Origin of the sequence: Photorhabdus sp. P32, from assembly GCF_038085095.1 — a bacterium.
GTDB lineage: Bacteria > Pseudomonadota > Gammaproteobacteria > Enterobacterales > Enterobacteriaceae > Photorhabdus > Photorhabdus luminescens.
Genome location: NZ_JAZGJN010000248.1, coordinates 1 through 25,985 on the forward strand (window position 1 = coordinate 1; position 25,985 = coordinate 25,985).

A 25,985-nucleotide genomic window follows, 5' to 3' on the forward strand; every position below is an offset into this window, starting at 1 on the left:
ACGCCCGCTTATCACGGCAAGTGTGATGGAGGTGTTCAAGTTCGGCTTTTTGTTCATCGGTAATGAATATTTTCATGACGGATACCATGAACCTCATTTGGGCGAAAATCAAGCAGTTTCAATGAGCACGGGTATATATAATTTCCGCTATTTAACTTGAAATTTTTTAATCGTGTGTGATAGTAATTTCTGTATAAAAGTTACGCATATACTAATAATAACGTGGTAGAAAATGACATTTAATTATTATCAATTGTATTTAATGTTATCCTTATAATATTCATTCTATGATAAATAAGACTTGGTTTGTTTATCTGAGAAATATATCTCATTCATTAAATGACTTGTTTGAAAAAGCACAAGAATAGTGTATGAATATTACCTTCTATAAATATTATATGGAATATGACTATGAACTTAAGTGATATAGGCAGCACGCTTTTACTCGAAATTGATAAATTTAAAATAAACGATAATCGAGTATTTTCTAAGTGTGAATATCACGATCCTATCGGTAGCTATAAAGATAGGACATTCTCACATATAGTTAATATCCTAGAAAAAGAAGCTAATATTCGACCGGGCATGAAAGGTGAGCGTAAAGAGAAAAATAAGATCTTCTGTATGAAACACCAAAGTAATTATTTCTGAATGGAGTAGTTTAGGCGTCAAAATATTATACTAAAAGTGGAGGTGATAGTGATTAAAGATTAATTTTCAATAATAAAACCAATCCAATGTCGGAATTTTGATTTTTGGAGCAAGAGGATAATAGGTGATATATGTCTACATATAGTGGTGTAGTATACGGGATTATTTTTTGTCTCATCAGTGCAGCATCTGATGTGTTTGTTGCATATTTAACGCAATCGATAAATTCAGCTATTGTTATCTTTTATTGTTTTATATCGTCTACTTTATTATTTATGATGATAAGTATTTTCAAAGGAATTGATCAATTAATTATGAAGGTCCGCAAGAACACCTTATTGGTGTTAATTATTAATGTTTCAATTCTATTAAATTGGGGAGGATTAATCATTTCGTTGCGTTTTCTTGAACCTGCAATTGTGGGTGTGGCTTCAGTGGCTTGCGGCCCTGCGATAACTATCCTCCTCTCATCTTTTATCGATAAAGGCGAAGCAAAAACGGAAAAATTGGAAGTTGTCATATCCTGGTTAGTTCTCATTGGGGTAGGTGTGATGCTGGTAAATGCATTTTTAGGAAATAGTGGATTACCATCAAGCTCAATTCAGGATAGGATTATTGGCATTGTTAGTGTGATAATCGGTGCTGTAGGAACGGTATTATACACTATTTTTTCTAAGAAATTATTCAAGGAAAAATGGCAAACATATGAGATATTGTCTGTTAGAAGTATTTTAATGGTAATACTTTCATTTTGTTATGTTTCAATATCCGATGTTTCTCTTAGTTTAGATAGCGAGATAATTTTTCCGATGTCGCTTCTTGTTATAATTGGACATTTACTTCCAATCTATCTTGTATTGAAGGCAATTAATGCCATTACCCCTCTTCATGTTTCTTTACTATTTCTACTAATACCGGTATTTACCATTCTTTTTCAATATTTTGATTCACGTATAGCTTTTTCTGTTGAAAGTCTTATCGCAGCTTCGGTTATAGTTTCTTTATTAGTTATTCTTGGTGTGAGTAAGATAAAAAAAGATAAGAAGGTATAATGAGGTATAAATAGATGGAATATTACGACCGATAATAGATAAATTAGCAATAGGTTTAGGGAAAATTAGTGCTGCTATTATGTCTATTATTGAGTAGGGGGATTTTCACAAGGCTATAAAGAGATAAGTTTATACACTCATTAATCACTCCTATAATGTACGTCTGATTAATCACCGTTTTGGTTTATTTACTGCTAATAATTTCATATCGTAATTAAAGAAATCCCCCTTTTTCTATGAAGTTGTTTTTTGTGCTGATAAAAGTGATGAAGTCGAAATAACTAAAGATGTCTTTAGCCAGCTTGGTATTAATGGTGGACTGATAATGGCAACGGCCGTTAATTTATTAGTTAATCATTAATGAAACCAAAAGTGATGAAAACTTAGATAAACTAGTAACAGGTTTTTGTATTTATTTATATTATTAGTGTTATACTTATTTGATTCACTTTTCAGGTGCTGACTTTATTCGGCACACAGCATTTTATGCCAGTTATCATCTTTTCTACCGAAATAATCGTTTACTAATTAATCAAACAACCACAAATTTTGCTCACAAGTTAATGGTGATTAATCCTGTCGCTATGTGCTTTTTATGGTCTTTTTGTCTACAAAATGTGTGCATTGTCATGTTTTTGTGCTAACTATGTTAATTATTAGTTTCCTTTGTGTTTTTCTATTGTTGATGACATCTGCTGAGATCTTATTGACGCAAGAGACAACAGTTGTTTAATTGATAAGCTGAAAATAATAAACAAAATCTAAACAGCGCAGTTTCTGACAGGAAGTGCAGATTCTGGCTGTACACAACAACATCACAAATGGAGTGTAAGAAAAGGATTTAATCCACAACAATTCACCTCTAGCACAACAAAAGCAGGTGCGACTGAAATCATACATGGACTGGCAGAGTTATGATATGCCGGTGATAATGCTATTTCAATACATTCGAGCAGTGTAATTCACCGTTGTTCTCCCAACAGCGCTAAGTGTTTTCTTCGGCTTGTTCATGACGGCGTTATATGCATTGAACATCAAGGTGCCAATGTATCAGGTAGTCCATCTAAAAATCGGGCACAGAATTATGTGCCCGTACTATACTGAGATTAACGTCGTAGTTTAAGTGCTGGAATTGTACAACAGAAAGTAATAAATAGTAGCCCAAGTAAAATAAGGGAAAAGTTCTCACGACTTGGACTAATGCTGTAAAGTACAGCGACAGTTGCTGTACCTAGTGATGCGCCAAATAAGGTTCCGATTCTGGTGATGACGCTTGCATCCGGAACTTGAGTGGCAGGTAACTCATGATAAGCATGGGACATAGCTAATAATGTAAGTAAACCTATACCAGCTCCTCTAAGCAACATTGTCACCATGATGATTTCTGGATGAGATGGGATATTGTGCAAGAATAGCGGCACTGTGCCGAATATAGTCATTATTGTTCCAATTAGAGCTAAATTACTTACACTAAAAAGTTCGCTTAATGATTTAAGGTAAGAGCGTGAAATAAGTGCGCCTACTCCGTGGGCGCCTATCCAAATACTGGCAAGTAATTCACTTTGTTGAAAGCCATGTATAAACATAATTGGTAAAGCAAAAAGGCCGCCATAAAAACTAATACTTGAAAGAAGTAATAACCAAATGGATGCGGTAAAAGAGCTTACTTTAAATGGTGTGAGTTGAATTAAAGCATCAGCGGTTTTATTTTGTGTATGGCGGACAAAAAGCAAAATGAGTATTAGGCTTGCAAGTAAGATCCCAACCATAATTAGCCAATGGAGAGGGCTCATTGTATCTGCTTTTGTCAGCAATGACAGACTGTAAATCATGAACAATAGCGATGGTGTCAGCAATAAAAATCCCATTAGATCAAAGCGTATAGATTCCGCCTTATCATTTCTGGTGATACACATGGCGCTTAGCACAATGGCTGCTATCCCAATGGGTACATTGATAAAGAAGATTAAACGCCAATCACCGATGTGCAATAAATAGCCTGCGACAATAGGCCCAGCAATAGGAGCAATAACTGTAGGTACAGCAATAGTTGCCATAGCTCCTTTCAAATTTTGCTTGCCAACTGCGTTAACTAATACTGTTTGCATTACAGGCATCAGAATACCGGCACCTATGCCCTGTATGACTCTACTGGCTAAAAGAAAATTAATGTGAGAGGAAAAACCGCAAAGTAATGAACCTAACGTAAAAACGACTAGACCGGTTAGCCAAAGGCTTTTGGCTCCCACTCGGCGTGTTGCCCAAGCACAAATCGTGACTGTGACTGTTGCACTCAAGGTATACAGTGTTGAAACCCACTGTAGCTGTGCAACTGAAGCCGAAAGACTGACTGTCAGAGATGGAATGGCAACGCCAATGATTGTTGCATCTAATAGAGGTAAACAAATCCCGATGACAAGACATGTGATAACCCAGTGTTGGTATCGGTTTAAAGGTGTTGACTGCCCAGAATCACTATTTTTGCTCATGATATATCTCCGTCACCAATAAAGTTTTCTTACCTGAACGAGAATTGACCAAGTTGTCACCTAAGCTAATTTTAAAACTGCTTATTGTGATAGTATTTTCTCTAGTTTGGGATTGAGTATCATTGTTTCAAGGGATGCCTACCTTTGGCATCCCTTTAATCAGTACTTCAGATGGATCTTCTGAACTATTTCATACAAATCTGATGTTTTTCTAGAACTGTCTCATACTCACCATTATGTCGCTGTATTAGATAGGTGACAGCGTTCCTCATTACACCATAGCGTGAACTTTATGTTCCTATTCCATCTTTTCCACAGTGATTTTCAGATCAGGACAACCATTTGCCGAAGTAGAAGATATTATTGGATCAAAACTCAAAAGGAGTTTAGAAGGCCCTCGTGTATACACACCTGTTTCTTGATAATGATAGTTATCAGCAAAACGTAAATTGCACAGGCGATCCAAAATAATATTGGATGAAATCTCCAACTGACGGAGTGAAAATGCAGCACCAACACAGGCATGCATACCTGTACCGAAGGCTAACTGTCTCCTTCGATTTGCTTTCTGCTGAGAAATTGCATTCTTTCGTCGATATAGATCAAATTCATTTGGTTTATGAAAAACTGATGGATCGCGATTAGCTGCACCAATCATACAAAATACTAGGGCACCTTTGGGGATATCAATATTAGAGATAGTGACATCTTCACCCGCTTTTCTTGGAATTAGCTGTACGGGTGATGTCAGACGTAAAGTTTCTTCAAGTGCGTCTCGAACTAGACTACGATCTTTAGCAACTGCATCAAACATACCTGGATTAGATATTAAGTGATTAAACATCATTGCTAGTGTCTTGTCGGCAGGCTCTGTGGCAGCTAATAGAATGTTTAGACACAATGCCGTAATTTCACTTGTAGACATCCCTGTATTTTGTCCGTTACCACCACAAAGTATAGATATAAAGTCTCCACCAGGATTACACCGCCGCTGGTCCACTATAGGATTTAGTAAGCGGATCAATTTCTGACTACATTCAAGGCTGTGCATTTTCTCTGGCTCTGTTTGATCAAATTGGGTAATAAAATTGGCGATACCCTTGTGCCATTCAGCTATGTCACGATAGTTATCACTTGGTAGCCCAAGAATACCTAATGTCACTAATACAGCGTAATCTCGGCCAAAGTCATTAACAAGATCTATATTTCCTTTTTCAATATGAGGTTGTAGGAGATTTTCTGTGAGCTTTCGAATCATGGGTTCGTAGTGGTTATCAAAATAATCTTTTGAAAGTCCTTGCATCACGAGTTTTCGTTTATGCGCGTGTTCTTCACCTTCCATTTGAGCAAGAACACGATCTCCCATAACGGGTTCCGCTCGCTCAATCAATGGCTGTGTATTGAAAATTGAGGATTTTAAAATAGCGTCAACATCCTCATATTTGCCGATAAAATAGCTATTTTGAGATTGATCAAAATAAATTAAATCTTGCTCATGCAAGGTATTGTAAAAGTCATAAGGATTTTCTATAAATTTTGGGTTGTGAATGCTGAAAGAATTTAATTTAGCCATTATTTTACTTCTTCTTTAAATGGTGTTGAATAATAAGAGCCTGTCTAATTTGATTCTTTATTTTCTATAATTGAGTGACAATTCCATAACTCTGTTTATCTCCTACTTGTATAGGATAACTACCGTTAAATAAGCCTTTTCCTATAGGCCAAGGGCGATGATAGAGCAATGTAGAATGTTTTACTCCAAGTAGTCGAGGGGTATCGAGGTAAAAGGGAATTTCAGCGAAAATGTATGGCAACGCTTTATATACAAATTGTAGGTCAATTTGACCAAAGTATTGTCCAGTACCTTTTAGTCGCCCTTTTATGGCTTGAAAAGACATATCAAGGCAGATTTTCTTAAAAGACTCTGATGCATTGAAAGCGTTTTCAACCTGTGTTCTAAGAGATTGGTAATCATAGTTTAGTGCAAAGTCGCTAAATTGAATGACTCTGATTGGCTTACTTTTTAATATTGCCATTGAAATAACAGAATCAAGAATACGTAAATGACGTTTAATTTCGCGTTGTGTTTTCTTGATAGCCTTAGTGTCCTCAATTCCACTAGCAACTAAAAGGCGTGAAGCTTCATGTTCACAAGGTAACAGTACGTCGACTTGCCGGAAGTGATTACTTGACCACTGAATAAGATCCACAACATAATTTTTTGAAAAACGTGAATTAAAAGGGCTTATCCCTACTAGTGCATGATCACCCCTTTGAATAATTTGGTCACAATGGGGAGTTTCACCTTGGATAGTAAATGATGATGAATTTTCGTGTAACAACTCTGAATGGACAGATAATGTTTGATTGTTCGTTTCTTTAGAACATTTTCTTTCAGCGGATAACATTCTCATTGGCTCTCCATTTTTTAATATAATATCGTCTAATTCTGATATTAAATTCTTTAGTTTTCATATAGCATTAATTACGTATTCATAAATCATTATTTTAGTTTTTGTCGTGCTATTCTGTTATTGCACTATTTATCTTGTCATTTGATTGATAGAAAAATGTACCGCTAACACTAAGTCAATTCACGAGCTACCGCTGAAGCAATGTAACGTCTATTATTATCGAATGATGATTTTTCATCTATTTCGTGCAGAAAATAATTAAATTTTTTCATATTTCTTTACTATAATTACTAATACTAGTATTTACGATTATGAAAAAATTCCCCTTTTTCTGTGAAACTGTTTTTTATGTTGATGAAGGTGATGAAATTACAATAAATAAAGATGTCTTTAGCCAGTCTGGAACGGTTTATTTCGTACATCATGATAAGGATGTTATCCAACAAGACTACGAAAAAATTAGGAGAATTGAAGGGTTGGGCGGGTATTTGAAATCTGCCTAGCATTATAGAGACCGGATAATGGCAACGGCCGTTAATTTATTAGTTAATCATTAATGAAACCAAAAGTGATGAAAACTTAGATAAATTAGTAACAGGTTTTTGTATTTATTTATATTATTAATGTTATACTTCTTGGATTAACTTTTCAGATGCCAACTTTATTCGGCACACAGCATTTTATGCCAGTTATCATCTTTTCTACCGAAATAATCGTTTACTAATTAATCAAACAACCACAAATTTTGCGCACAAGTTAATGGTGATTAATCCTGTAGCTATGTGCCTTTTATGGTCTTTTTGCCTATAAAACGTGCGCATTGTCATGTTTTTGTGCTAACTATGTTAATTATTAGTTTCCTTTGTGTTTTTCTATTGTTGATGGCATCTGTTGAGATCTTATTGACGCAAGAGACAACAGTTGTTTAATTGATAAGCTGAAAATAATAAACAAAATCTAAACAGCGCAGTTTCTGACAGGAAGTGCAGATTCTGGCTGTACACAACAACATCACAAATGGAGTGTAAGAAAATGACAACTTTCTCTAAAGGGGCGAAGTTATTGAAGCTAGGGGTCAGCTTAGTTGCATTGGCAGTAACCGCCAGCGTTCAGGCAAAAACATTGGTTTACTGTTCCGAAGGCTCACCGGAAGGCTTTAATCCTCAACTGTTCACTGCCGGCACAACTTATGATGCCAGCTCCAGACCACTGTATAACCGTTTGGTTGAGTTCAAAACAGGTACAACTGAAATTATTCCGAGCTTGGCTGAAAAATGGGATATTAGCGATGACGGTAAAGTTTACACTTTTCATCTGCGCAAAGGTGTTAAGTGGCACGATAGTAAAGACTTCAAACCAAGCCGAGAATTTAATGCTGATGATGTGATCTACACTTTCATGCGGCAAAAAGATACAAACCACCCATACCACAAGGTGTCAGGCGGCAGCTATGAATATTTCATTGGCATGGGTATGAGTGAGATAATCAATAAGGTTGAAAAAGTAGACGATTATACTGTTCGGATTGAACTGAGCCGCCCAGAAGCACCATTCCTGGCTGACTTAGGCATGGATTTCGCCTCTATTATGTCAGCAGAATATGCAGATAAGATGATGAAAGCCGGTACGCCGGAGAAAGTCGATCTGAATCCAATTGGTACAGGCCCGTTCCAGTTGGTGCAATATCAGAAAGATTCTCGCATTCTGTATAAAGCCTTCAAAGAATACTGGGGAGATAAAGCCAAAGTTGACCGGTTGGTCTTCTCTATTACCCCTGATGCTTCTGTGCGTTATGCAAAACTACAAAAAAATGAATGTCAGATTATGCCATATCCAAATCCGGCAGATATTGCTCGCATGAAACAGGATAAAGATATTGTTTTGTTGGAGCAGCCTGGTCTGAATGTCGGTTATGTCGCTTTCAACGTCACTAAAAAGCCATTGGATAACGTCAAAGTTCGTCAGGCGTTGACGATGGCAGTCAATAAAGACGCTATCGTTGAAGCGGTTTATCAGGGCGCTGGTCAGAAAGCCAAAAATCTGATCCCACCAACCATGTGGGGTTACGACAATGATCTTAAAGATTATCAGTACGATCCGGAAAAAGCGAAACAGCTTCTAAAAGAAGCAGGGATGGGAAGTGGTTTTACCATTGATCTGTGGGCAATGCCCGTACAGCGTCCATACAACCCGAATGCTCGTCGTATGGCTGAAATGGTCCAGGCTGACTGGGCAAAAATTGGTGTTAAAGCCAAAATTGTTAGCTATGAATGGGGGGAATATTTGAAGCGAGCTAAAGACGGCGAGCACCAAATTGTGATGATGGGCTGGACGGGAGACAATGGTGATCCAGATAACTTCTTCGCAACCCTATTTAGCTGTGCAGCCAAAGATCAAGGTTCTAACTACTCTAAGTGGTGTTACAAACCGTTTGAAGATGCCATTCAGCCAGCACGAATCGTTGCTGATCACGCCAAACGTGTCGAGCTTTACAAACAGGCGCAGGTTGTGATGCACGAACAGGTCCCGGCACTGATTGTAGCTCACTCCACGGTTTATGAACCGATTCGTAAAGAGGTCAAAGGTTACGTCGTTGATCCTCTGGGCAGACATATTTTCAGTAACGTGTCTCTCGAATAATCCTGTTCTTACTTTGTTGTGATATGCCATCTTCCTGATCTTTAACCGAAGATGGCGGTTTTCTCCAGACAGTTATAACCGGCGGAAAACTAAAAAAAAGTAGAGACAAGGCGTTTATTGAATTGTGAGCCAAAGGGGGAAAGTCCTCCCCCTTATCAAGCCAAACGGCCTGAGAGCTGTAACCGGCATTTAAAAAAAGAGAGTTCGGGATATGTTGCAGTTCATACTCCGACGTCTGGGGTTGGTAATCCCAACGTTTATTGGCATTACTTTACTGACTTTTGCTTTTGTCCATATGATTCCCGGCGACCCGGTGACCATTATGGCCGGGGAACGTGGAATATCGGCTGAGCGCTATGCTCAGGTAATGGCTGAAATGGGGCTGGATAAGCCACTCTGGCAGCAATATTTTCATTATGTAGGCAATGTGTTACATGGCGATCTTGGTATCTCCATGAAAAGTCGTATCTCTGTGTGGGAAGAGTTTGTTCCCCGTTTCAAGGCAACTCTTGAACTGGGGATGTGCGCCATGCTGTTCGCGATTGCTGTCGGTATTCCTGTTGGCGTTTTGGCGGCGGTAAAACGCGGTTCTGTTTTTGATCATACTGCGATAGGTATTTCCCTAACGGGATACTCCATGCCGATCTTCTGGTGGGGGATCATGTTGATCATGCTGGTTTCTGTCCAGTTGGATCTAACGCCGGTATCCGGGCGAATAAGCGACAGTGTTTTCCTTGATGACAGTTATCCGCTGACGGGTTTTATGCTAATCGACACACTATTCTGGGGTGAAGCCGGTGATTTTAAAGACGCGGTGATGCATATCATTTTGCCTGCCGTTGTCTTGGGGACGATTCCACTGGCGGTGATTGTCCGTATGACCCGCTCTTCTATGCTGGAAGTACTAGGTGAAGATTATATCCGTACTGCACGCGCTAAAGGCTTGAGCCGTATTCGTGTGATTGTGGTCCATGCGCTTCGCAACGCATTGCTGCCGGTTGTAACCGTTATCGGCTTGCAGGTGGGCATTATGCTGGCGGGGGCGATCCTGACTGAAACTATCTTCTCTTGGCCGGGGCTTGGACGCTGGCTGATCGACGCCCTTCAACGCCGGGATTATCCGGTGGTGCAGGGCGGTGTATTACTGGTAGCGATCATGATCATCTTGGTTAACCTGATAGTTGACTTGCTATACGGCATCGTTAACCCGCGTATCCGGCATAAGAAATAGGGAGCACATTATGTCTCAAGTGACTGAGCCTGCAAACAGTGCGCCTAAGATTATGACGCCGATGCAGGAGTTTTGGTATTACTTTAAGCGCAATAAAGGGGCTGTTGTTGGTCTGGTTTATATTGTGCTGATGTTATTGGTTGCTCTGTTGGCGGGGGTACTGGCTCCACACAGTGCGGCTGAACAATTCCGCGATTCTTTGCTGACGCCGCCGGTATGGCAGGATGGGGGAAGTTGGCAGTTTATTTTGGGTACTGATGATGTTGGACGTGATTTACTTTCACGTCTGATGTACGGCGCCCGGCTTTCACTACTGGTAGGTTGTCTGGTGGTGGTGTTATCCCTGTTGATGGGGGTTGTTTTGGGTGTGCTGGCGGGTTATTTCGGTGGTGTGGTGGATATTATCATCATGCGTATCGTTGATATTATGCTGGCATTGCCAAGTCTGTTGCTGGCTTTGGTGCTGGTAGCGATATTTGGGCCATCCATTGTCAATGCTTCACTGGCGTTGACCTTTGTGTCTCTGCCGCATTACATCCGTTTAACTCGCGCTGCGGTGTTGGTCGAAGTTAACCGTGATTATGTCACGGCTTCACAGGTGGCGGGTGCGGGTTCCATGCGCCAGATGTTTATCAATATTCTGCCTAACTGTCTGGCGCCGCTGATTGTACAGGCTTCTCTGGGTTTTTCTAATGCCATTCTTGATATGGCCGCTTTGGGTTTTCTGGGGATGGGGGCGCAGCCGCCTACGCCGGAATGGGGAACAATGCTGTCTGATGTATTGCAGTTTGCGCAAAGCGCTTGGTGGGTGGTGACATTCCCAGGGGTGGCGATTCTGTTGACAGTGTTGGCGTTTAACCTGATGGGTGACGGTTTGCGTGATGCGCTTGATCCTAAACTCAAGCAGTAGTGAGGTGGCGAAATGGCACTGTTAAATGTAGAAAAATTATCGGTTCACTTCGGTGACGAAGAAGCACCATTCCGCGCCGTTGACCGCATCAGTTACCGGGTTGAGCAAGGGCAGGTTGTTGGGATTGTCGGAGAGTCTGGTTCAGGTAAATCGGTCAGTTCATTGGCTGTGATGGGATTGATTGATTATCCGGGTAGAGTGATGGCTGACAAGTTGGAATTTAACCAGCGTGACCTGACCAAAATTTCCGAACAAGAACGCCGACAATTAGTTGGTGCGGAAGTGGCGATGATCTTCCAAGATCCGATGACCAGCTTGAACCCTTGTTATACCGTTGGGTTTCAGATTATGGAAGCGCTGAAAGTACATCAAGGCGGCAATCGTCGTACCCGCCGCCAGCGAGCGATTGATCTGTTGACCTTGGTTGGTATTCCTGATCCTGCATCGCGTCTGGATGTGTATCCGCATCAATTATCAGGTGGTATGAGTCAACGGGTGATGATCGCAATGGCGATTGCTTGTCGGCCAAAATTACTGATTGCTGATGAACCGACAACGGCGCTGGATGTGACCATTCAGGCGCAGGTTATTGAGCTGTTGTTGGAGTTGCAGCAACGGGAAAATATGGCGCTGATATTAATCACCCATGACTTAGCATTAGTGGCAGAAGCTGCTCATCACATTATCGTGATGTATGCCGGGCAGGTGGTGGAATCTGGTAAAGCGTCGGAGATCTTCCGGGCGCCACGCCATCCCTATACTCAGGCCCTGCTTAGAGCATTACCTGAATTTGCCGCGGATAAATCCCGTCTTGCTTCTCTACCGGGCGTTGTACCGGGGAAATATGACCGGCCCGTTGGTTGCTTACTGAATCCGCGTTGTCCCTATGCCGAGAAACATTGCCGTCAGGTGGAGCCGGAATTAAGAACGGTGGGAGAACGTCAGGTGAAATGCCATATGCCGTTGGATGATGCAGGGAGACCGACAGTATGAGTGAACCTATTTATCAGGCGCAGGAGACATCAACGGCGCCGTTATTGAAAGCAACAGAGCTGAAAAAATATTACCCAATCAAAGGGGGGCTATTTTCACCTGCCAGTACGGTAAAAGCATTGGATGGCATCTCTTTCGAACTGGAGAGAGGAAAAACGCTGGCAGTTGTGGGTGAGTCGGGGTGTGGTAAATCTACCCTGGGGCGGTTGCTGACGATGATTGAAAAGCCAACCGATGGTGAGCTCTATTATCAGGGGCAAGATCTGCTGGTACCCAATAAAGCAGCCGAAAAACTGCGCCGTCAGAAAATCCAGATTGTGTTTCAAAATCCTTATGGTTCACTTAATCCGCGTAAGAAAGTTGGGCAGATCCTGGAGGAACCTCTGCGGATCAATACCAAGTTGAGCGCACAGGAACGTAAAGAAAAAGTGTTGCAGATGATGGAAAAAGTGGGGCTGAAAACTGAACACTACAGCCGTTATCCGCACATGTTCTCTGGTGGTCAACGGCAAAGGATTGCGATTGCCCGTGGTCTAATGTTGGACCCGGATGTGGTGATTGCGGATGAGCCAGTTTCCGCATTGGATGTCTCGGTACGGGCGCAGGTGCTGAACCTGATGATGGATTTGCAGCAAGAGTTGGGGCTCTCTTATGTCTTTATTTCCCATGATTTGTCTGTGGTTGAACATATCGCTGATGAAGTGATGGTGATGTACCTTGGTCGTTGTGTGGAAAAAGGCAGTAGGGAGATGATTTTCAGTAATCCTCGTCATCCCTATACACAGGCGTTATTATCAGCAACGCCAAGGCTGAACCCTGAATTACGCCGTGAACGGATAAAGTTGACCGGCGAATTGCCAAGCCCGATGAATCCACCACCCGGTTGCGCATTTGCAGCGCGTTGCCGCCGGGCGCTTAGCGTTTGTACCCAGCTTCAACCAAAACTGAATCAATATAGTAATCAACTAATCGCTTGTTTTGCGGTTGATCAGGATGAAAATGTTGCGGTGGAATAATTAGTTAAGCTATACCTAATAGATTTCGAGTTGCAGCGCGGCGGCAAGTGAACGAATCCCCAGGAGCATAGATAACGATGTGACTGGGGTGAGTGAAAGCAGCCAACAAAGCAGCAGCTTGAAAGATGAAGGGTATAATAACTTTTAAGGATGGTGGGTAGTTGAACCATCCTTAATTTCCCATAATAGAGTTGGTATATACCCAATGGATTTCAAGGTGCATCGCGACGGCAAGGGAGCGAATCCCCGGGAGCATAGATAACTATGTGACCGGGGTGAGTGAGTGCAGCCAACAAAGAGGCAACTTGAAAGATAACGGGTATAAACGCTATTTTCTGATTTCTCCTTTCAAACACGAACTGAGGCAACTCATTCATTACACGTATAAAAATCCCTGATGGGATGAAATATCCATTTTCTGGGACGGAATGCTTACCCTGTAAATATTCTTATGATTTATATTCTAAAGGAGAGAATTCATCATTATTTGACATTGAGTCGTCAGGGAGAGTCATGTATGAAAAGTTTTGAGAAAATACCTCATATTGACCTTGCGCCGCTATTTACCCATACAGATACGGGATTATTGTCAGTTGCAGATCAAGTTCGCCAAATATATACAAATGTGGGGTTTGCTTACCTTATTAATCACGGCATATCAGAAGATTTAGTACAAGCCACTTTTCAGGCAGCAAGAGATTTCCACAATTTACCACTGAATAAAAAATTAAAAATTCGTCAAAATAAGTTCTTTCGGGGTTATATGCCTAGGAAAGCATCTCGATTTGAATTATCTACTTTGGAAAAAGCAAGTAAGCCTAATCAAAGTGAGGCATTTATTATTGCTAATGAAGTATCGGAGGAGAGTGAAGATTTTAAACTAGAACAAAACTTAGCTGGCCCAAATCAATGGCCTGAAGATATGCCGGAGTTTAAGGAGACGATCACCACATACTATAAATCTATGCAGGCTTTGGCGAAACGGATGGTACAAGTTTTTGCAATGGCGTTCGGCCTGAGCCCCGATGCATTAGATAATTATTTCAGGGAACCGACTATTTTCTTGAGGCTTCAATATTACCCGGAACAGCCAGACATCATTCCTGAAGACCAATATGGCATTGCCCCGCATACGGATTATGGATTTTTGACCTTATTAGCACAAGATACGGTTGGGGGATTGCAAGTCAAAAATCAAGAGGGAGAATGGATTGATGCTCCACCTGAACCGGGTTCTTTTATCCTAAATAGCGGAGATATGATCAAATGGATGACTAACGATAACTTTATTTCTACTCCCCATCGGGTAATAAATCGCTCTGGAAAGAAACGATATGCTATCCCTTTCTTTTTTGAGCCAAGTATGCATGCTGAAATAGCTCCATTAGATATATTTAAGGATGCTAATAATCCAGCAAAATATCCTCGTATTGAGTATGCAGATCATCTTATGACGAGAATAAAGTCGAATTACAGTATTGGTGCTTAGGAAATAATAAAGCTTCAATTTGGAGGCAAGAATATGGCTAGTTACACATTCTTTTCAAAAGCTGCATTCAATTTTGATAAAGAAAAAACGGCCTTGTCGGGTAGCAAGGTCATCTTACTTATCAGTGTCGGCCAAAAATATCACGAAGGCGATAAACTCGCAGCAACAATTGATTTGATTAATAAGAGTGGGTTTTCTTCATGCACAATCGCGGTCGCTGATACCTTACAGCGGCATAATTATTTGGGAATGAGTTATGAGGCAGCTTATCGTTTTACATATGAATTGGGTACTTCCTGGATCGCTCGAAATTCTGAAATTCTCGCCGCACTCTCGATTCCCAATAATATTCTCCGCTGGGATGAGGCCCTAAACGATATATCATATTTAGCATTTCGAGAAGATATAGAGGGATTATATGCCAATGATCCTGCCTATAAAGAGGCAATTAACGAAACCATAGGCATATTTATTGATCGAATGGTAAAGCGGAACCCAGGTATTGATACCGTCCAGGCGTTCATACGTTGTTTAAATTATCTTATGGAGGAATGTCCCATAATTATGCCGATTTGGGCAGCTAAAGGTTATGATTTCGTCATCTACCCACAACCAATGACTGCGGCTATGAATGCTACACGTGAGCGTTTCGTTATTGAAAAAGATCCTGGAAAAGAACGCTGGTTATCTCTACGCTTTAAGAAGCGGTCTATACCAAATTTTCTTAATAATGCATTCCTTCAGGAAGACGCGATTCATTGTATGGTGGAATAAATCAAAAAGACATGAAATATCAGTAACCTGATAGATATGAGATAACTAAGGAAGATAAGGTCATAGTCTGTCGTTCCAGGAAATTCCCGGCACATGCTAAGCCAATATTCAAGCTTGTTTCAATAAGGTTCCGGGAATTTTTTAGATGAACTACTGAACACAGTGGAGGCTAGTTGATGATTTTTTTCTCAGAGAATCACAGAAAGTGGTGGGTTTTGACTGGTGTGAGTATTGCGAGCTTTCTTGGTTGTATTGACTTTACTATCGTCAACACGGCCTTGCCCGCAATAAGAGCGGATCTTCATGCTACAGTGGCTGAACTCCAGTGGATTATCAATATTTTTCTCTTGGCGCTATCGGCTTTCATGGTTGTGATGGGGCGTATGGCCGATATCTATGGTCGTAGACGCATACTCTACCTTGGCGCCATATGCTTCGGACTCGCATCACTCGGTGCTGGACTCGTTACCAATATGAACTGGCTTATCGCGTTTCGATTTGCTCAGGGGGTATCTTGCGCCGTCTTATACACAGCCTCTGGCGCCATAGTTTCTAATGCTTTCCCTGAGAAGGAGCGTGGAAAAGGTATCGGTTTGCTCTTTGGGGTTAATGGACTTGGACTGGCAATTGGTCCAGTAATAGGAGGAATCATTGTTAGCACTCTGGGTTGGCGTTGGATTTTCCTGATAAACGTGCCATTGATTATCTTAAGCCTATTAATCTGTACGGTTAGCGTCAAAGAATCCAGAAATAAGGAACAAGGGACCACGTTAGATTGGGGGGGATTGATTTTTTTGATCACAGGTCTGTCGGCCTGCATTGTTGTCCTCAGCTTAGGTAGTGAATGGGGCTGGCTGTCATTCTCCACACTGGGTCTTTTAATCGTATCGGTCGTAGCGTTGGTCATCTTTTATCATATTGAGCAACGGGTCTCTTCGCCGATCCTTCAACTCCATCTGTTTAAAAACCGGACTTTCATTGGTGCGGCTATAGCCAATGCTGCGTTGGCCTTCTTTTACTGCCTGGCTTTTTTCCTGATGCCTCTGTACTTACATACGATAAAGTCTCTCCAGGGATATCAGATAGGTATGATGTTGCTTCCTACTACGGCGATGGTTGCTCTTCTTTCACCGATTGTTGGTCGGCTTACTGACCGAATGGGAGTCAAAATAATACTCGTCAGCGGCTTTTTATTTTTTGCGATTTCAGCATTCCTTCAAACACTCTTTTCCGAATCCAGCAGTCTATTCAGTATTGCTATTGCATTTACATTTATGGGTATTGGTTGGGCTTGTGTATTGGGGCCATCCACAGTGGCGGCGCTTTCATCTGTACCAGAACGTATGGGAGCGGTTGCTATGGGGTCGTCGTGGACGGTGCATAATATTGGCGGCGCTGTAGGTCTTGCTTTTGGTCTGCTACTTTATCAGCAAGTTGCCGCCAGCAGCTTATTACTTAAATTAGGCGCATTTGGCGTGGTTCCTGGTCAGTGGGTGGAGAAAGTTATCGCTGAACCAGAAGGGGCTCTTTCAGCTTTGCATCAGCATGCTGGTCTTGACCTTGCAGATGCACTGAATGTTTTTCATACGTTCTTTATTGAGGGATACCGTGCGGCAATGGGGTTATTGTTAGCTATCTCTCTTTCAGTTTTGTGTATCCTTTGGATGACATTAAAACGGCAACAGCCGAAACAATAGATTAAAAAATCAGTCTAAATTGAAGATAGATGATGAAACAACAGAGAGACAGTGACGATTACCAACTTTGAAAATTAGGGGAGAGCGCCGTGGGGAAAGAATCAAATCATCAGAGTATGACGAATATCTCATCACTTCATCCACGGGCGTTTTCTCCATTAATGTTAGTTGTATTGATTCTGGTCAGTTCTCTTGGATCAATAATTGGTATCCAAACACTTGTCACTCTGGGTGTCACACCAAGCACATCTATAATCGGTGCTTTAGTTGCTATGGCTATTGCACGACTCCCAATCTATCAATTCACGCTTTTCCGTTCTGTTCATGCACAAAATTTGGTGCAAACCAGTATGTCCTCTGCCACTTTTGGCGCAGCTATCAGCCTTCTAGCCCCGCTGGGTATCGCGCACGTCATGGAGATGCCTGAACTCATTATGCCGATACTGGTAGGAGTAAGTTTGGCTATGTTGTGGGATGCTTTCCTACTGTATCGTATGTTTGACTCCCCGGTATTTCCGGCATCAGGCGCTTGGCCTCTTGGGATGGCTACCGCTGAAGTGATCAAAACCACTGATCGAGGGGGTTATCGGACGATCACATTAATCTGTGGGGTGATAAGTGGGTTTATCGGCAGTTTTTTAGGTTTGCCAATGTCGGCTGCCGGTATTGCTTTTATCGGGGGTTTTGCGGCGATGATGTCATTCGCGGCTGGACTGCTATTGGCTCCCGGTCTCTATATTGTGTTTGCATTGGATATTAGTACCCTGAGAATGCCGGAAGGGATTTTGGTTGGTGCTGGTATGGTAGCAGCTTTGCAAATTGGCTTTTCCATGTACAAGCGGAAGAAGACACACATCACTACCCCCGCCGGTTGTCATCAACATCAGATTGATCAGCCTGGTACTTCATCTTTTCGGGCTTTACTTGGTATTGGCAGTTTGGGCTATCTGCTTTTGGCTATGATACTTGCTCTAGCGACGGGGCTGTTTGAACAACTTAGCTTACCTATGTTGATTGGATTTGTGGTATTTGGCACGATTTCAGCGCTACTTCACGAGCTCATCGTAGGAATCGCAGCCATGAACACCGGGTGGATGCCTGCGTTTGGTGTCGCACTACTATCATTGGTAATTGGTATCTGGATTGGTTTTCCAGTCAAGGCTTTGGTTGTATTAACAGCGTTTACATCGGCAACTGGGGCTGCATTTGCTGATATGGGCTACGACCTTAAAGCAGGATACATATTGAGAGGTAATAATCGTGATCCCATATTTGAGCAAAGAGGACGGCGAGAACAAATGATCGCAGGCATGTTAGGTTTTGGCATAGCGATTATAGCTGTTCTATTAACCTGGCATGATTTGTTCGCTCGTAACCTGTTTGCCCCAGTCAATTTGGCTTATGCTGCGGCTATTAAAACAAGTATAGATCAAAGCAACTTAATGAATTTCACCGGCTGGGTCATATTGGGCGCGCTACTACAGGTTATTGGCGGTACTCGGGGCCAATTAGGTATCATGCTTGCAACAGGACTATTGATAGCTAAACCTACCGTTGGCTGGATGGTTCTCCTTGGGTTGATTTGTCGTTTATGGGTAAAACGAAAGTATCGCAACCACCCTTCCCACGGACTAGAATCTTTCGCGGGCGGGATGATTGCAGGAGATGCTCTTTGTAGCATAATGCTAAGCGCCCATTCACCCGCAGTGGGGCAGAGCACGGACAAACATTAATCAACAATCAACGAGACCGTAGCCAAAAATCGCCACTAGGCTTCAAGACAGATGAATCTTCATCAATAGGAAGAATAATTCTTTTCGTTTCGCTTGGAGAATAGCTAAATTTCCTCTTATAGGCACGCGCGAATTGAACAGGACTACTGAACCCATACTCATAAGCCAAGTCAGCAATACGTTGACGAGGGGTGATTTGGGAACTCAGAATTGAATGAACTTTAGATAAACGTCGTGAACAAATGTAACTTGCTACACCGCCTACTGTTTCGAAGAGCCGATATAAATGACTCCTGGAAATACCGATTTGTTCACAAATCTGGTTAACGTTTAGTTTATTTGAATTAAGATTTTGATCGATATAGTGTCTGATCCTGTTGAATAAAGTCGTATCAATTGCAGTTTGTGCCTGAATAATATTATCTGGAGTCGCAGAAAGCGTTGCATTCAGGAAACCCAAAGTCGCTTGCATAACTTGTGGCATATCGTTCTTAGGCAAGTGGGGAGCATGTAGAAATAGCGCTCTAATATGTTCTGCAAAAAGCTGTCCCAGGCTGTGATTTAAAACTGCCCCATGAAAATTAGCCGTTGTTGTCGGGAGAAGATCTCGAGGAACCATCAACATGATGACCTCACCTTCGGCAATGCTCAAATTATATGATTGACCTAAATCGATAACAGCCAATTGTGAAGGTCTTATCTTGGCTTGGCGGCTATCATCATTATAAATCCACGAATCAGAAAGGCTAAGGCGAAAATAATAATGGTCAAGATTATCCTTGCGAATCTTGTCTAATGAACGATAAGCAAAGTTATTGATTGTACTCTCGCGCTTGCTAAGGAAACGCCAACGTCCAAGCATCAACTCCCCTAGATGCATTCCACAGAAATTAGCGTCTAAGATAGTAATTTCACGCATTTTTAGCGAAATATTATGATGCTGATGCTCTTCTCGCCAGGCATCAAACCGTTCAGCTTTAGAATAGGAGCGTGCTGAAAAACGATAGGGGTATAAATCTTCAAGATCACTCATACACACCATCCTTTCACACAAGGTTAATCACACAAGGTTAATAGTGTCACGTTGAGGAGTCAGGACATACACTGAGTTACTGTGGTTAATATATGCTTATCCTAAATAGGTACATATAATAGAAGATAGTATAAATTTAAACTTTCATTACGTTTTGCCTAATGATGTTGTGTATACAGTCACTTTTATTGCATATATGGTATGAACTTATCGTGTTGCCCTATTTCATACACGACTTTATGCAATTACCTGCTACGTATCTCACTAAAACCTGTTTCAATACAGTTGGTTAAATCATGACAACATAACTATTGGAATGGGTTCTGGATAGAGTAAGTGAAGGTGGATTGCCAGGAAAAGTTACAGATAGTCACTAAAAGCAATTATTTTAGCAAAATAACGACTTGGATAAGTGAAACAGGATCGTTAGCGATAAAATCAAGTATACTCAAGTCCATTGATCACGTGTTATAACTGCGATATCCATAAGCATTGGTTTAAGTGAAAATGAAATTGCGCGTCAAACGTTCGTTAACCATTAAACAGATGGCCGCAGTGACCGGCGTCACGCTGGTGACCATTGCTATTTTTATTACGATTCAATTGTGTCATTTTATACAGCAACGTAAAGATGATTATATCAGCCAGCTTAATAATGCGGCAGTGCAGGTACAGGCGCCTTTAACGGAAGCACTACTTAATTCCGATCTCAGTAAAGCAAAAGAGTTGCTGATAGGGCTGCGTACTGTAGGTATTTTAGGACGGGCGGATGTGGTGTTGCCGGAGGATATCCGGGTGATACGATTGAGCTTTGCTACCCATCGCCCAATCCCCGAACTGGCGAAACGAGTTTTTGGGATCCCTGTGGAAGTGAGTATTCCTCTGCATGTTTATGGTTCAGTATCGACAGATGCTAAACCGCTAGGGCATCTGATTTTGCAAGTGGATTCCAACCGAGTATATCGTTTTGCTATTAATACGTTGGCGCTGATGCTGACAACTTATTTATTACTGGCCCTTATCCTTACGGTGTCGATAAGCTGGTGTATCAACCGGATTATTGTGCACCCATTACGTGACATTGCGCGGGATCTTAATAACGATCAACCATCAGAGCCAATGGCTTGCCCTAAATACCATCAGGATGATGAACTGGGTCTGCTGATCAGGGGATATAATCGTCAATTTAATAAGCATAAACCTCCGTCATCATGAAACCATCCGTGGCGGTTTGAGGTCTAATCCTCGGTTATAATCCTAATAGGATTTCGCCTGCTAAAATTCAGGTTTTTGCTTTTTCTACCGTTATTATTGGTCGAAGGGAACATATTCTGTCATCAATGGTTAAACCTTCGAGGGCTAAAACCAAGGATAGACATCTATAGGGGTTCACATGCAGGGTACGAAAATTCGTTATTTTATTGGTGGGATAATGCTGGCAGTTGCGGGCCAGACGCAGGCAGAAGCCTTGCAGCCTGACCCTGCCTGGAAACAAGGTAAACTGGAAAACGGTTTTAACTGGCAAATTTTGCAGACGCCGCAACGTCCTAACGACAGAATACAGTTGCGTTTTGTGGTGAAAACAGGGTCATTGGCGGAGAAAACCCAACAAACGGGTTATACCTGGTTGATTCCGAAAGTGGTGCTCTTTAGTAGCAAAAGCTTATCTTCTACTAAATTAGAGCAGCTATGGAACAGTGCTATTGATCCAAAATATCCATTGCCTCCGGCAATTGTTTCATATGATTTCACACTTTATAGCTTGAGTTTGCCGCATAATCGGCCTGAACTACTAAAAGACGCGTTGAACTGGTTGGCTGATGCCGCGGGCAAAGCGGTATTTACACCTGAGACACTACAGCATGCTATGAAAATGGCTGATACATCCGTCGCAACCTATCCACCAGATATACAAGATCCCGTGTGGCGTAGACGTTTGAAAGGTTCAACGCTGTTAGGGCATGATCCGGCGCAAAACGCGCATCAGCCTATTGATTTGGACAAGCTTAAGCAGTTTTACCGGCAGTGGTATACCCCTGACATGATGACGTTATACGTTGCAGGCCATGTGGATAGCCGTACTCTGCCGGAAAATATCAGCCAAGCGTTTTCATCATTGAAAGGTAAGCGCCATACTCCGGCCACTATCGCAGCATTGTCACCAATGAAACCGGAGACCATAGGGATTATCAGCGATAAAAAGAAAGAAGATACTTTATCTCTGATTTGGGATCTCAATTGGCAGCCGATTAATGATTCACAAGTGCTTAATCACTATTGGATCAGTGATATTACCCGTGAGGCACTTTATCGCTATCTGCAACTTGGGCTGGAAAGAAAAAATGATAAGGCGTTGAAATTGGGGCTGGATTGTAAAGTCCAGTATCATCGTGCAAGTTGCGCCCTGAATCTCAACACGGCAGCGGGTAATCTAAAACCTGCAATGGAGTATTTGGCGGCTGAATTGGTCACACTACGCGATAAAGGATTGCCGAAGGGGCAGTTTGATGAGCTATATGCGCAAAAACAAGCACAACTCAGCCAGTTGTTTGCCATGTATGCTCATACCAGCACGGATATTCTGATTAATCAGCGCCTTTTGTCCCAACAGAGCAATGTGGTGGATATCGCCCCTGAGCAGTATCAGCGTTTGAGGCAAGCATTTTTGGCTTCATTGACCCCTGACATGCTTAATCGTGAGTTGAAGCATATCCTTTCACAAGAGGTGGCATTTATTCTGATTCAACCGAAAGGGGAAGCGGAGATGGATGTCGACCAGTTAAGAAACAGCTTTAATCAGATTATGTCGCTGACACCCCATAAGGATAAAGTTGACATTCCGGCACAGCCACCGATATCTAAGCCTGATGCAAAAGCGTCTTAAAGCGGTAAAAGGGCGGGTAATGCCGCCCTTCATCATTGGAAGCTACTTTTTAGCCTCAGCTCTAATCTCAGTCACATTCTTACCGCCGATTCCCCAGTTATCGGTATCGACTTCATCAATAATGACAAAAGTTGTCGCCGGATTTTTTCCTAATACATCGACCAGTAACTGAGTGGCTCCTTCAATTAATTGCTTCTTTTGTTCTGCTGTAGCACCTTCACGAGTAATTCTGATATTAACAAACGGCATAAACAGCTCCTTCTCATTGGTTATTATTGGCAGATTCGCTCTGCCAGGGCATATTTATTCGGTATTTTTATAATTATTATCCGCAGTGGCTATCCAGGCAGCGCAGAACAGCGTTAAGCGGGCAAAGAGATAGAAAAATGTCATCAGGCCGATAACAGAGCCAAATGCGGCGCCAGAAGGGGAATTAGCGAGTCGTGGTAACGTCATGGTCATAATATATTTGATCACTTCGAAGCCGATTGCTGCCATCAATGTTCCTCTCAATAGCGCTTTACGTTCTGGCTGGTGGCGAGGCAACACCCAAAATAGCCATAGGAAAAGCAGATAGTTGGCTGCAATAGAAATGGCCAATCCAATCAGGAACCAGGATGGACGCAGCCATTCAATGCCATCTAACCCTAACATCTTAACAATAGTTGCTTGGGCGGAGCCTGCGATAGAGGTCAGTGATAGCGTGATTACCAGCGCTAATAATAGCCCAATCAGAGAAATAGCATCACGAAGATATTTAAAATAGATTTTCTCGTTGTCTTCCTGATTTCGCACCCAGACAGGATGAAATTGGGCAAGAATGGCCTGACGTAAATTACTGACCCAATTCACCCCGGAATACAGCGCAATTGCCAAACCGGTTAATCCCACGGTAGTACGTTGTTTAATTGCTGTATCGACACTATTTTTCAGTGTATTGGCAAGAGTCGGATCACTAATACTGTTAGCGATGCCGTTAATCAGTTTTGCCAGCAAATCGGGATTAGAGGCCAGAATAAAACCGGCAATGGCGAAAGAGAGCATCAGAATTGGGATAAGCGACAAGAAGGAAAAATACGTTATTGCGGCGCCAAACTGATTACCCATCCGATCATTAAAACGCAGCGTTGCCCGGATAAAGTGAGCAATAATAGGAATATTGCGGATATAATTTCCTACTCTGACCGTCAGAGAAATCGCTTTTTTGCCGTGGTGAATGCCTTTCTCCAAAGGAGTTCTGGATAACTTTTCCGGCTGATGTTGGGTTGTTTCCTGTTTTTCTGCACGCTTTGGCATGTATAGCCTCAAATAGTTACCTTGTATGAATATGAGCGATCTCATCATGCCATACTTCTACGAGATTATTCCGTTGTCAAATCTAGGTTACTTGTCAAAGTGATATGCCATCAGCCTAGCGAGGCGGGATTTTCCGGGCGATAGTCTTGGGTGAAATTTAATCTTCCATTTATTAATGTCATTGATATAATATTAACCAATGAAACAATAACTCAGGAGGTAATTAGTATGGCTATACCGGTTTATCTTTGGCTTCAAGACGATGGTGGTTCAGATATAAAAGGATCTGTAGACATAATGAATCGAGAAGGCAGTATTGAAGTGCTAGAACTTATGCATACTGTCGAGTTACCGACGGATGACATAACAGGGAAGATTACAGGGAAACGTGTTCATGGTGGATTTGCTTTTGAGAAAGAAATCGATTCATCATCACCTTATTTATATAAAGCATTAAGTACAGGTCAGACCTTAAAGAAGGCTGAGTTTAGCTTCTATAAAATAGATGATTCTGGTCAAGAAAAGGAGTACTTTAAAATTATATTGGAAAACGTCAGAGTTTCTTCTATTGTTACATTTATGCACGATATTAAAAATGGCTTTTTTGAAAAGCATACTCATCATGAATATGTTGATTTGAGCTATGAAAAAATAACATGGCATTATCTTGATGGGAATATTATATGTTCAGATAGTTGGGCCGAGAGGGCATAAATATGTGGGTGTTTAAGGTTAATTCAGGCAAGCTATATCATAATGGAACCTTCATTGCAGAAGGGTATTCTGGTGCTGTTGGATTTAAAAATAATACTGCTAATGAATGTGTTCCTTTTAAAGGGCCTTTGCCTCGTGGAAGTTACAAGATTGGTCCCCCTCATTACAGTGTGAAAACGAAAGCTTACACTTTATCTTTAATACCGGATAGCAGTAATAGTATGTGTGGAAGGGGGGCTTTTAAAATTCATGGCGATAATAGGAAACATCCTGGAACAGGCTCTGACGGTTGTATTGTTCTTAGTTTATCCATCAGGAAACAAATATGGGTCAGTGGCGATCACGATTTAATGGTCGAATAATATTACTATCGGTAGCTATATTATCATTTTCAATATCTGCTATTGCCGCAGGACCTGATTGTTCAGATATAAATGGATGGGCAACTCAGCTTACTGCAAATAGTTTGAATGACTTTGGTATTGATAGACATAATATCGATTTCGATAAAACGAAAACATCATTAATTCTTTCTGAGAAATTAAACAAAAGTGAAGTAGCTATTATTCTACAACGTGAAATAGCTAAAGCTGAAAAGGACAAAATACTGAGTGATAAACATGAATTTGACGATATTTATTTATCTCATCCGATTTATAGGCAAATATATCATATAACATTTACCAACAAATCTAGGGATAAACTCAGTTTCATAACAACGACTTTAGCTTCAGATGATGAATGTTCTATCGGTATAGAAAATATTTATCAAATTTCAAAGGAAATACAAAAATATTGATGCTAGCTTTATTTAAAAGCCGCTTTCATTGTAGCGGCTTATTATCTGACAATTCAAAGTGTAAAGTGTACTTGTATGGAGTTGATATCCCCTATTCATGCATAGTGAATACTCTCTTATTGAATATCTTCATGATTAAGTATATTGATATGCTGATAATCATGAATAAA

23 protein-coding genes are annotated in these 25,985 nt (G+C 41.5%); 17 read left to right on the plus strand and 6 right to left on the minus strand.

Features of this window, described 5'->3' with window-relative positions:
* Positions 1 to 411: 411 nt before the first annotated feature.
* Complete coding sequence (locus V2H77_RS09050) at positions 412 to 651, plus strand: hypothetical protein (protein WP_341498535.1); 240 nt, start codon at positions 412 to 414, stop codon at positions 649 to 651.
* 131 nt (positions 652 to 782) lie between these two features.
* A complete protein-coding gene (locus tag V2H77_RS09055) occupies positions 783 to 1,703 on the plus strand; it encodes an EamA family transporter (RefSeq protein ID WP_341498536.1) in 921 nt (306 codons plus the stop codon).
* Between the two features lie 1,106 nt (positions 1,704 to 2,809).
* On the opposite strand, the gene V2H77_RS09060 is transcribed toward V2H77_RS09055, so the two are convergent.
* From V2H77_RS09060 to V2H77_RS09070, 3 genes are all read right to left on the minus strand, one after another.
* A complete protein-coding gene (locus V2H77_RS09060; RefSeq protein WP_341498537.1) occupies positions 2,810 to 4,192 on the minus strand; it encodes a DHA2 family efflux MFS transporter permease subunit in 1,383 nt (460 codons plus the stop codon).
* A 298-nt stretch (positions 4,193 to 4,490) separates the two neighbouring features.
* The gene (locus V2H77_RS09065) at positions 4,491 to 5,765 is read right to left on the minus strand and encodes a cytochrome P450, cyclodipeptide synthase-associated (protein ID WP_265377666.1); all 1,275 of its coding nucleotides are present in this window, start codon (positions 5,763 to 5,765) and stop codon (positions 4,491 to 4,493) included.
* Between the two features lie 64 nt (positions 5,766 to 5,829).
* Positions 5,830 to 6,606, minus strand: a complete 777-nt coding sequence (locus V2H77_RS09070; RefSeq protein ID WP_265377665.1) for a tRNA-dependent cyclodipeptide synthase — start codon at positions 6,604 to 6,606, stop codon at positions 5,830 to 5,832.
* A gap of 311 nt (positions 6,607 to 6,917) precedes the next feature.
* Between V2H77_RS09070 and V2H77_RS09075 the strand changes: the two genes are divergently transcribed.
* From V2H77_RS09075 to V2H77_RS09120, 10 genes are all read left to right on the plus strand, one after another.
* Positions 6,918 to 7,109, plus strand: a complete 192-nt coding sequence (locus tag V2H77_RS09075) for a hypothetical protein (protein ID WP_341498538.1) — start codon at positions 6,918 to 6,920, stop codon at positions 7,107 to 7,109.
* A 529-nt stretch (positions 7,110 to 7,638) separates the two neighbouring features.
* On the plus strand, positions 7,639 to 9,246 hold the full coding sequence (dppA, locus tag V2H77_RS09080) for a dipeptide ABC transporter periplasmic-binding protein DppA (protein ID WP_341498539.1): 1,608 nt from the start codon (positions 7,639 to 7,641) through the stop codon (positions 9,244 to 9,246).
* A 211-nt stretch (positions 9,247 to 9,457) separates the two neighbouring features.
* On the plus strand, positions 9,458 to 10,477 hold the full coding sequence (dppB, locus tag V2H77_RS09085; protein ID WP_132347848.1) for a dipeptide ABC transporter permease DppB: 1,020 nt from the start codon (positions 9,458 to 9,460) through the stop codon (positions 10,475 to 10,477).
* Positions 10,478 to 10,487: 10 nt separating this feature from the next.
* Positions 10,488 to 11,387, plus strand: a complete 900-nt coding sequence (dppC, locus tag V2H77_RS09090; protein ID WP_341498540.1) for a dipeptide ABC transporter permease DppC — start codon at positions 10,488 to 10,490, stop codon at positions 11,385 to 11,387.
* A 12-nt stretch (positions 11,388 to 11,399) separates the two neighbouring features.
* Positions 11,400 to 12,380 (plus strand): dipeptide ABC transporter ATP-binding protein, encoded by a 981-nt coding sequence (gene dppD / locus V2H77_RS09095; RefSeq protein ID WP_265377660.1) that lies wholly within the window; start codon positions 11,400 to 11,402, stop codon positions 12,378 to 12,380.
* On the plus strand, positions 12,377 to 13,396 hold the full coding sequence (gene dppF / locus V2H77_RS09100) for a dipeptide ABC transporter ATP-binding subunit DppF (protein ID WP_341498541.1): 1,020 nt from the start codon (positions 12,377 to 12,379) through the stop codon (positions 13,394 to 13,396). Before dppD ends, dppF begins: the two co-directional genes overlap by 4 nt.
* 517 nt (positions 13,397 to 13,913) lie before the next feature.
* On the plus strand, positions 13,914 to 14,885 hold the full coding sequence (locus V2H77_RS09105; RefSeq protein WP_341498542.1) for an isopenicillin N synthase family dioxygenase: 972 nt from the start codon (positions 13,914 to 13,916) through the stop codon (positions 14,883 to 14,885).
* Positions 14,886 to 14,918: 33 nt separating this feature from the next.
* Positions 14,919 to 15,659, plus strand: coding sequence for a hypothetical protein (locus tag V2H77_RS09110; protein ID WP_341498543.1), 741 nt, complete (start codon positions 14,919 to 14,921; stop codon positions 15,657 to 15,659).
* Between the two features lie 176 nt (positions 15,660 to 15,835).
* Positions 15,836 to 17,356 (plus strand): MFS transporter, encoded by a 1,521-nt coding sequence (locus V2H77_RS09115; protein ID WP_341498544.1) that lies wholly within the window; start codon positions 15,836 to 15,838, stop codon positions 17,354 to 17,356.
* A gap of 89 nt (positions 17,357 to 17,445) precedes the next feature.
* A complete protein-coding gene (locus V2H77_RS09120) occupies positions 17,446 to 19,089 on the plus strand; it encodes an OPT/YSL family transporter (protein WP_341498545.1) in 1,644 nt (547 codons plus the stop codon).
* A 7-nt stretch (positions 19,090 to 19,096) separates the two neighbouring features.
* Here V2H77_RS09120 and V2H77_RS09125 read toward each other — a convergent pair whose 3' ends face one another.
* Positions 19,097 to 20,122, minus strand: coding sequence for an AraC family transcriptional regulator (locus tag V2H77_RS09125; protein ID WP_341498546.1), 1,026 nt, complete (start codon positions 20,120 to 20,122; stop codon positions 19,097 to 19,099).
* Positions 20,123 to 20,629: 507 nt separating this feature from the next.
* On the opposite strand from V2H77_RS09125, the gene V2H77_RS09130 reads away from it, so the two are divergent.
* The gene (locus V2H77_RS09130; RefSeq protein ID WP_049584067.1) at positions 20,630 to 21,337 is read left to right on the plus strand and encodes a HAMP domain-containing protein; all 708 of its coding nucleotides are present in this window, start codon (positions 20,630 to 20,632) and stop codon (positions 21,335 to 21,337) included.
* Between the two features lie 178 nt (positions 21,338 to 21,515).
* Positions 21,516 to 23,006, plus strand: a complete 1,491-nt coding sequence (locus V2H77_RS09135) for an insulinase family protein (protein WP_341498547.1) — start codon at positions 21,516 to 21,518, stop codon at positions 23,004 to 23,006.
* Between the two features lie 42 nt (positions 23,007 to 23,048).
* On the opposite strand, the gene V2H77_RS09140 is transcribed toward V2H77_RS09135, so the two are convergent.
* Together V2H77_RS09140 and yhjD are read right to left on the minus strand one after the other, a co-directional pair.
* Positions 23,049 to 23,255: a 2-hydroxymuconate tautomerase family protein gene (locus V2H77_RS09140; protein ID WP_049584069.1), complete on the minus strand. Its 207-nt coding sequence runs from the start codon at positions 23,253 to 23,255 to the stop codon at positions 23,049 to 23,051.
* Positions 23,256 to 23,309: 54 nt separating this feature from the next.
* On the minus strand, positions 23,310 to 24,302 hold the full coding sequence (gene yhjD, locus V2H77_RS09145) for an inner membrane protein YhjD (RefSeq protein WP_341498548.1): 993 nt from the start codon (positions 24,300 to 24,302) through the stop codon (positions 23,310 to 23,312).
* Positions 24,303 to 24,530: 228 nt separating this feature from the next.
* On the opposite strand from yhjD, the gene V2H77_RS09150 reads away from it, so the two are divergent.
* From V2H77_RS09150 to V2H77_RS09160, 3 genes are read left to right on the plus strand one after another with little or no spacing between them, the layout of a single operon-like run.
* Complete coding sequence (locus tag V2H77_RS09150) at positions 24,531 to 25,016, plus strand: Hcp family type VI secretion system effector (protein ID WP_341498549.1); 486 nt, start codon at positions 24,531 to 24,533, stop codon at positions 25,014 to 25,016.
* A 2-nt stretch (positions 25,017 to 25,018) separates the two neighbouring features.
* The gene (locus V2H77_RS09155) at positions 25,019 to 25,378 is read left to right on the plus strand and encodes a tlde1 domain-containing protein (protein ID WP_341498550.1); all 360 of its coding nucleotides are present in this window, start codon (positions 25,019 to 25,021) and stop codon (positions 25,376 to 25,378) included.
* Positions 25,342 to 25,815 carry a hypothetical protein gene (locus V2H77_RS09160; protein ID WP_341498551.1) on the plus strand — a complete coding sequence of 158 codons (474 nt, stop codon included), beginning with the start codon at positions 25,342 to 25,344 and terminating at the stop codon, positions 25,813 to 25,815. Before V2H77_RS09155 ends, V2H77_RS09160 begins: the two co-directional genes overlap by 37 nt.
* The last annotated feature ends 170 nt before the right edge of the window (positions 25,816 to 25,985 follow it).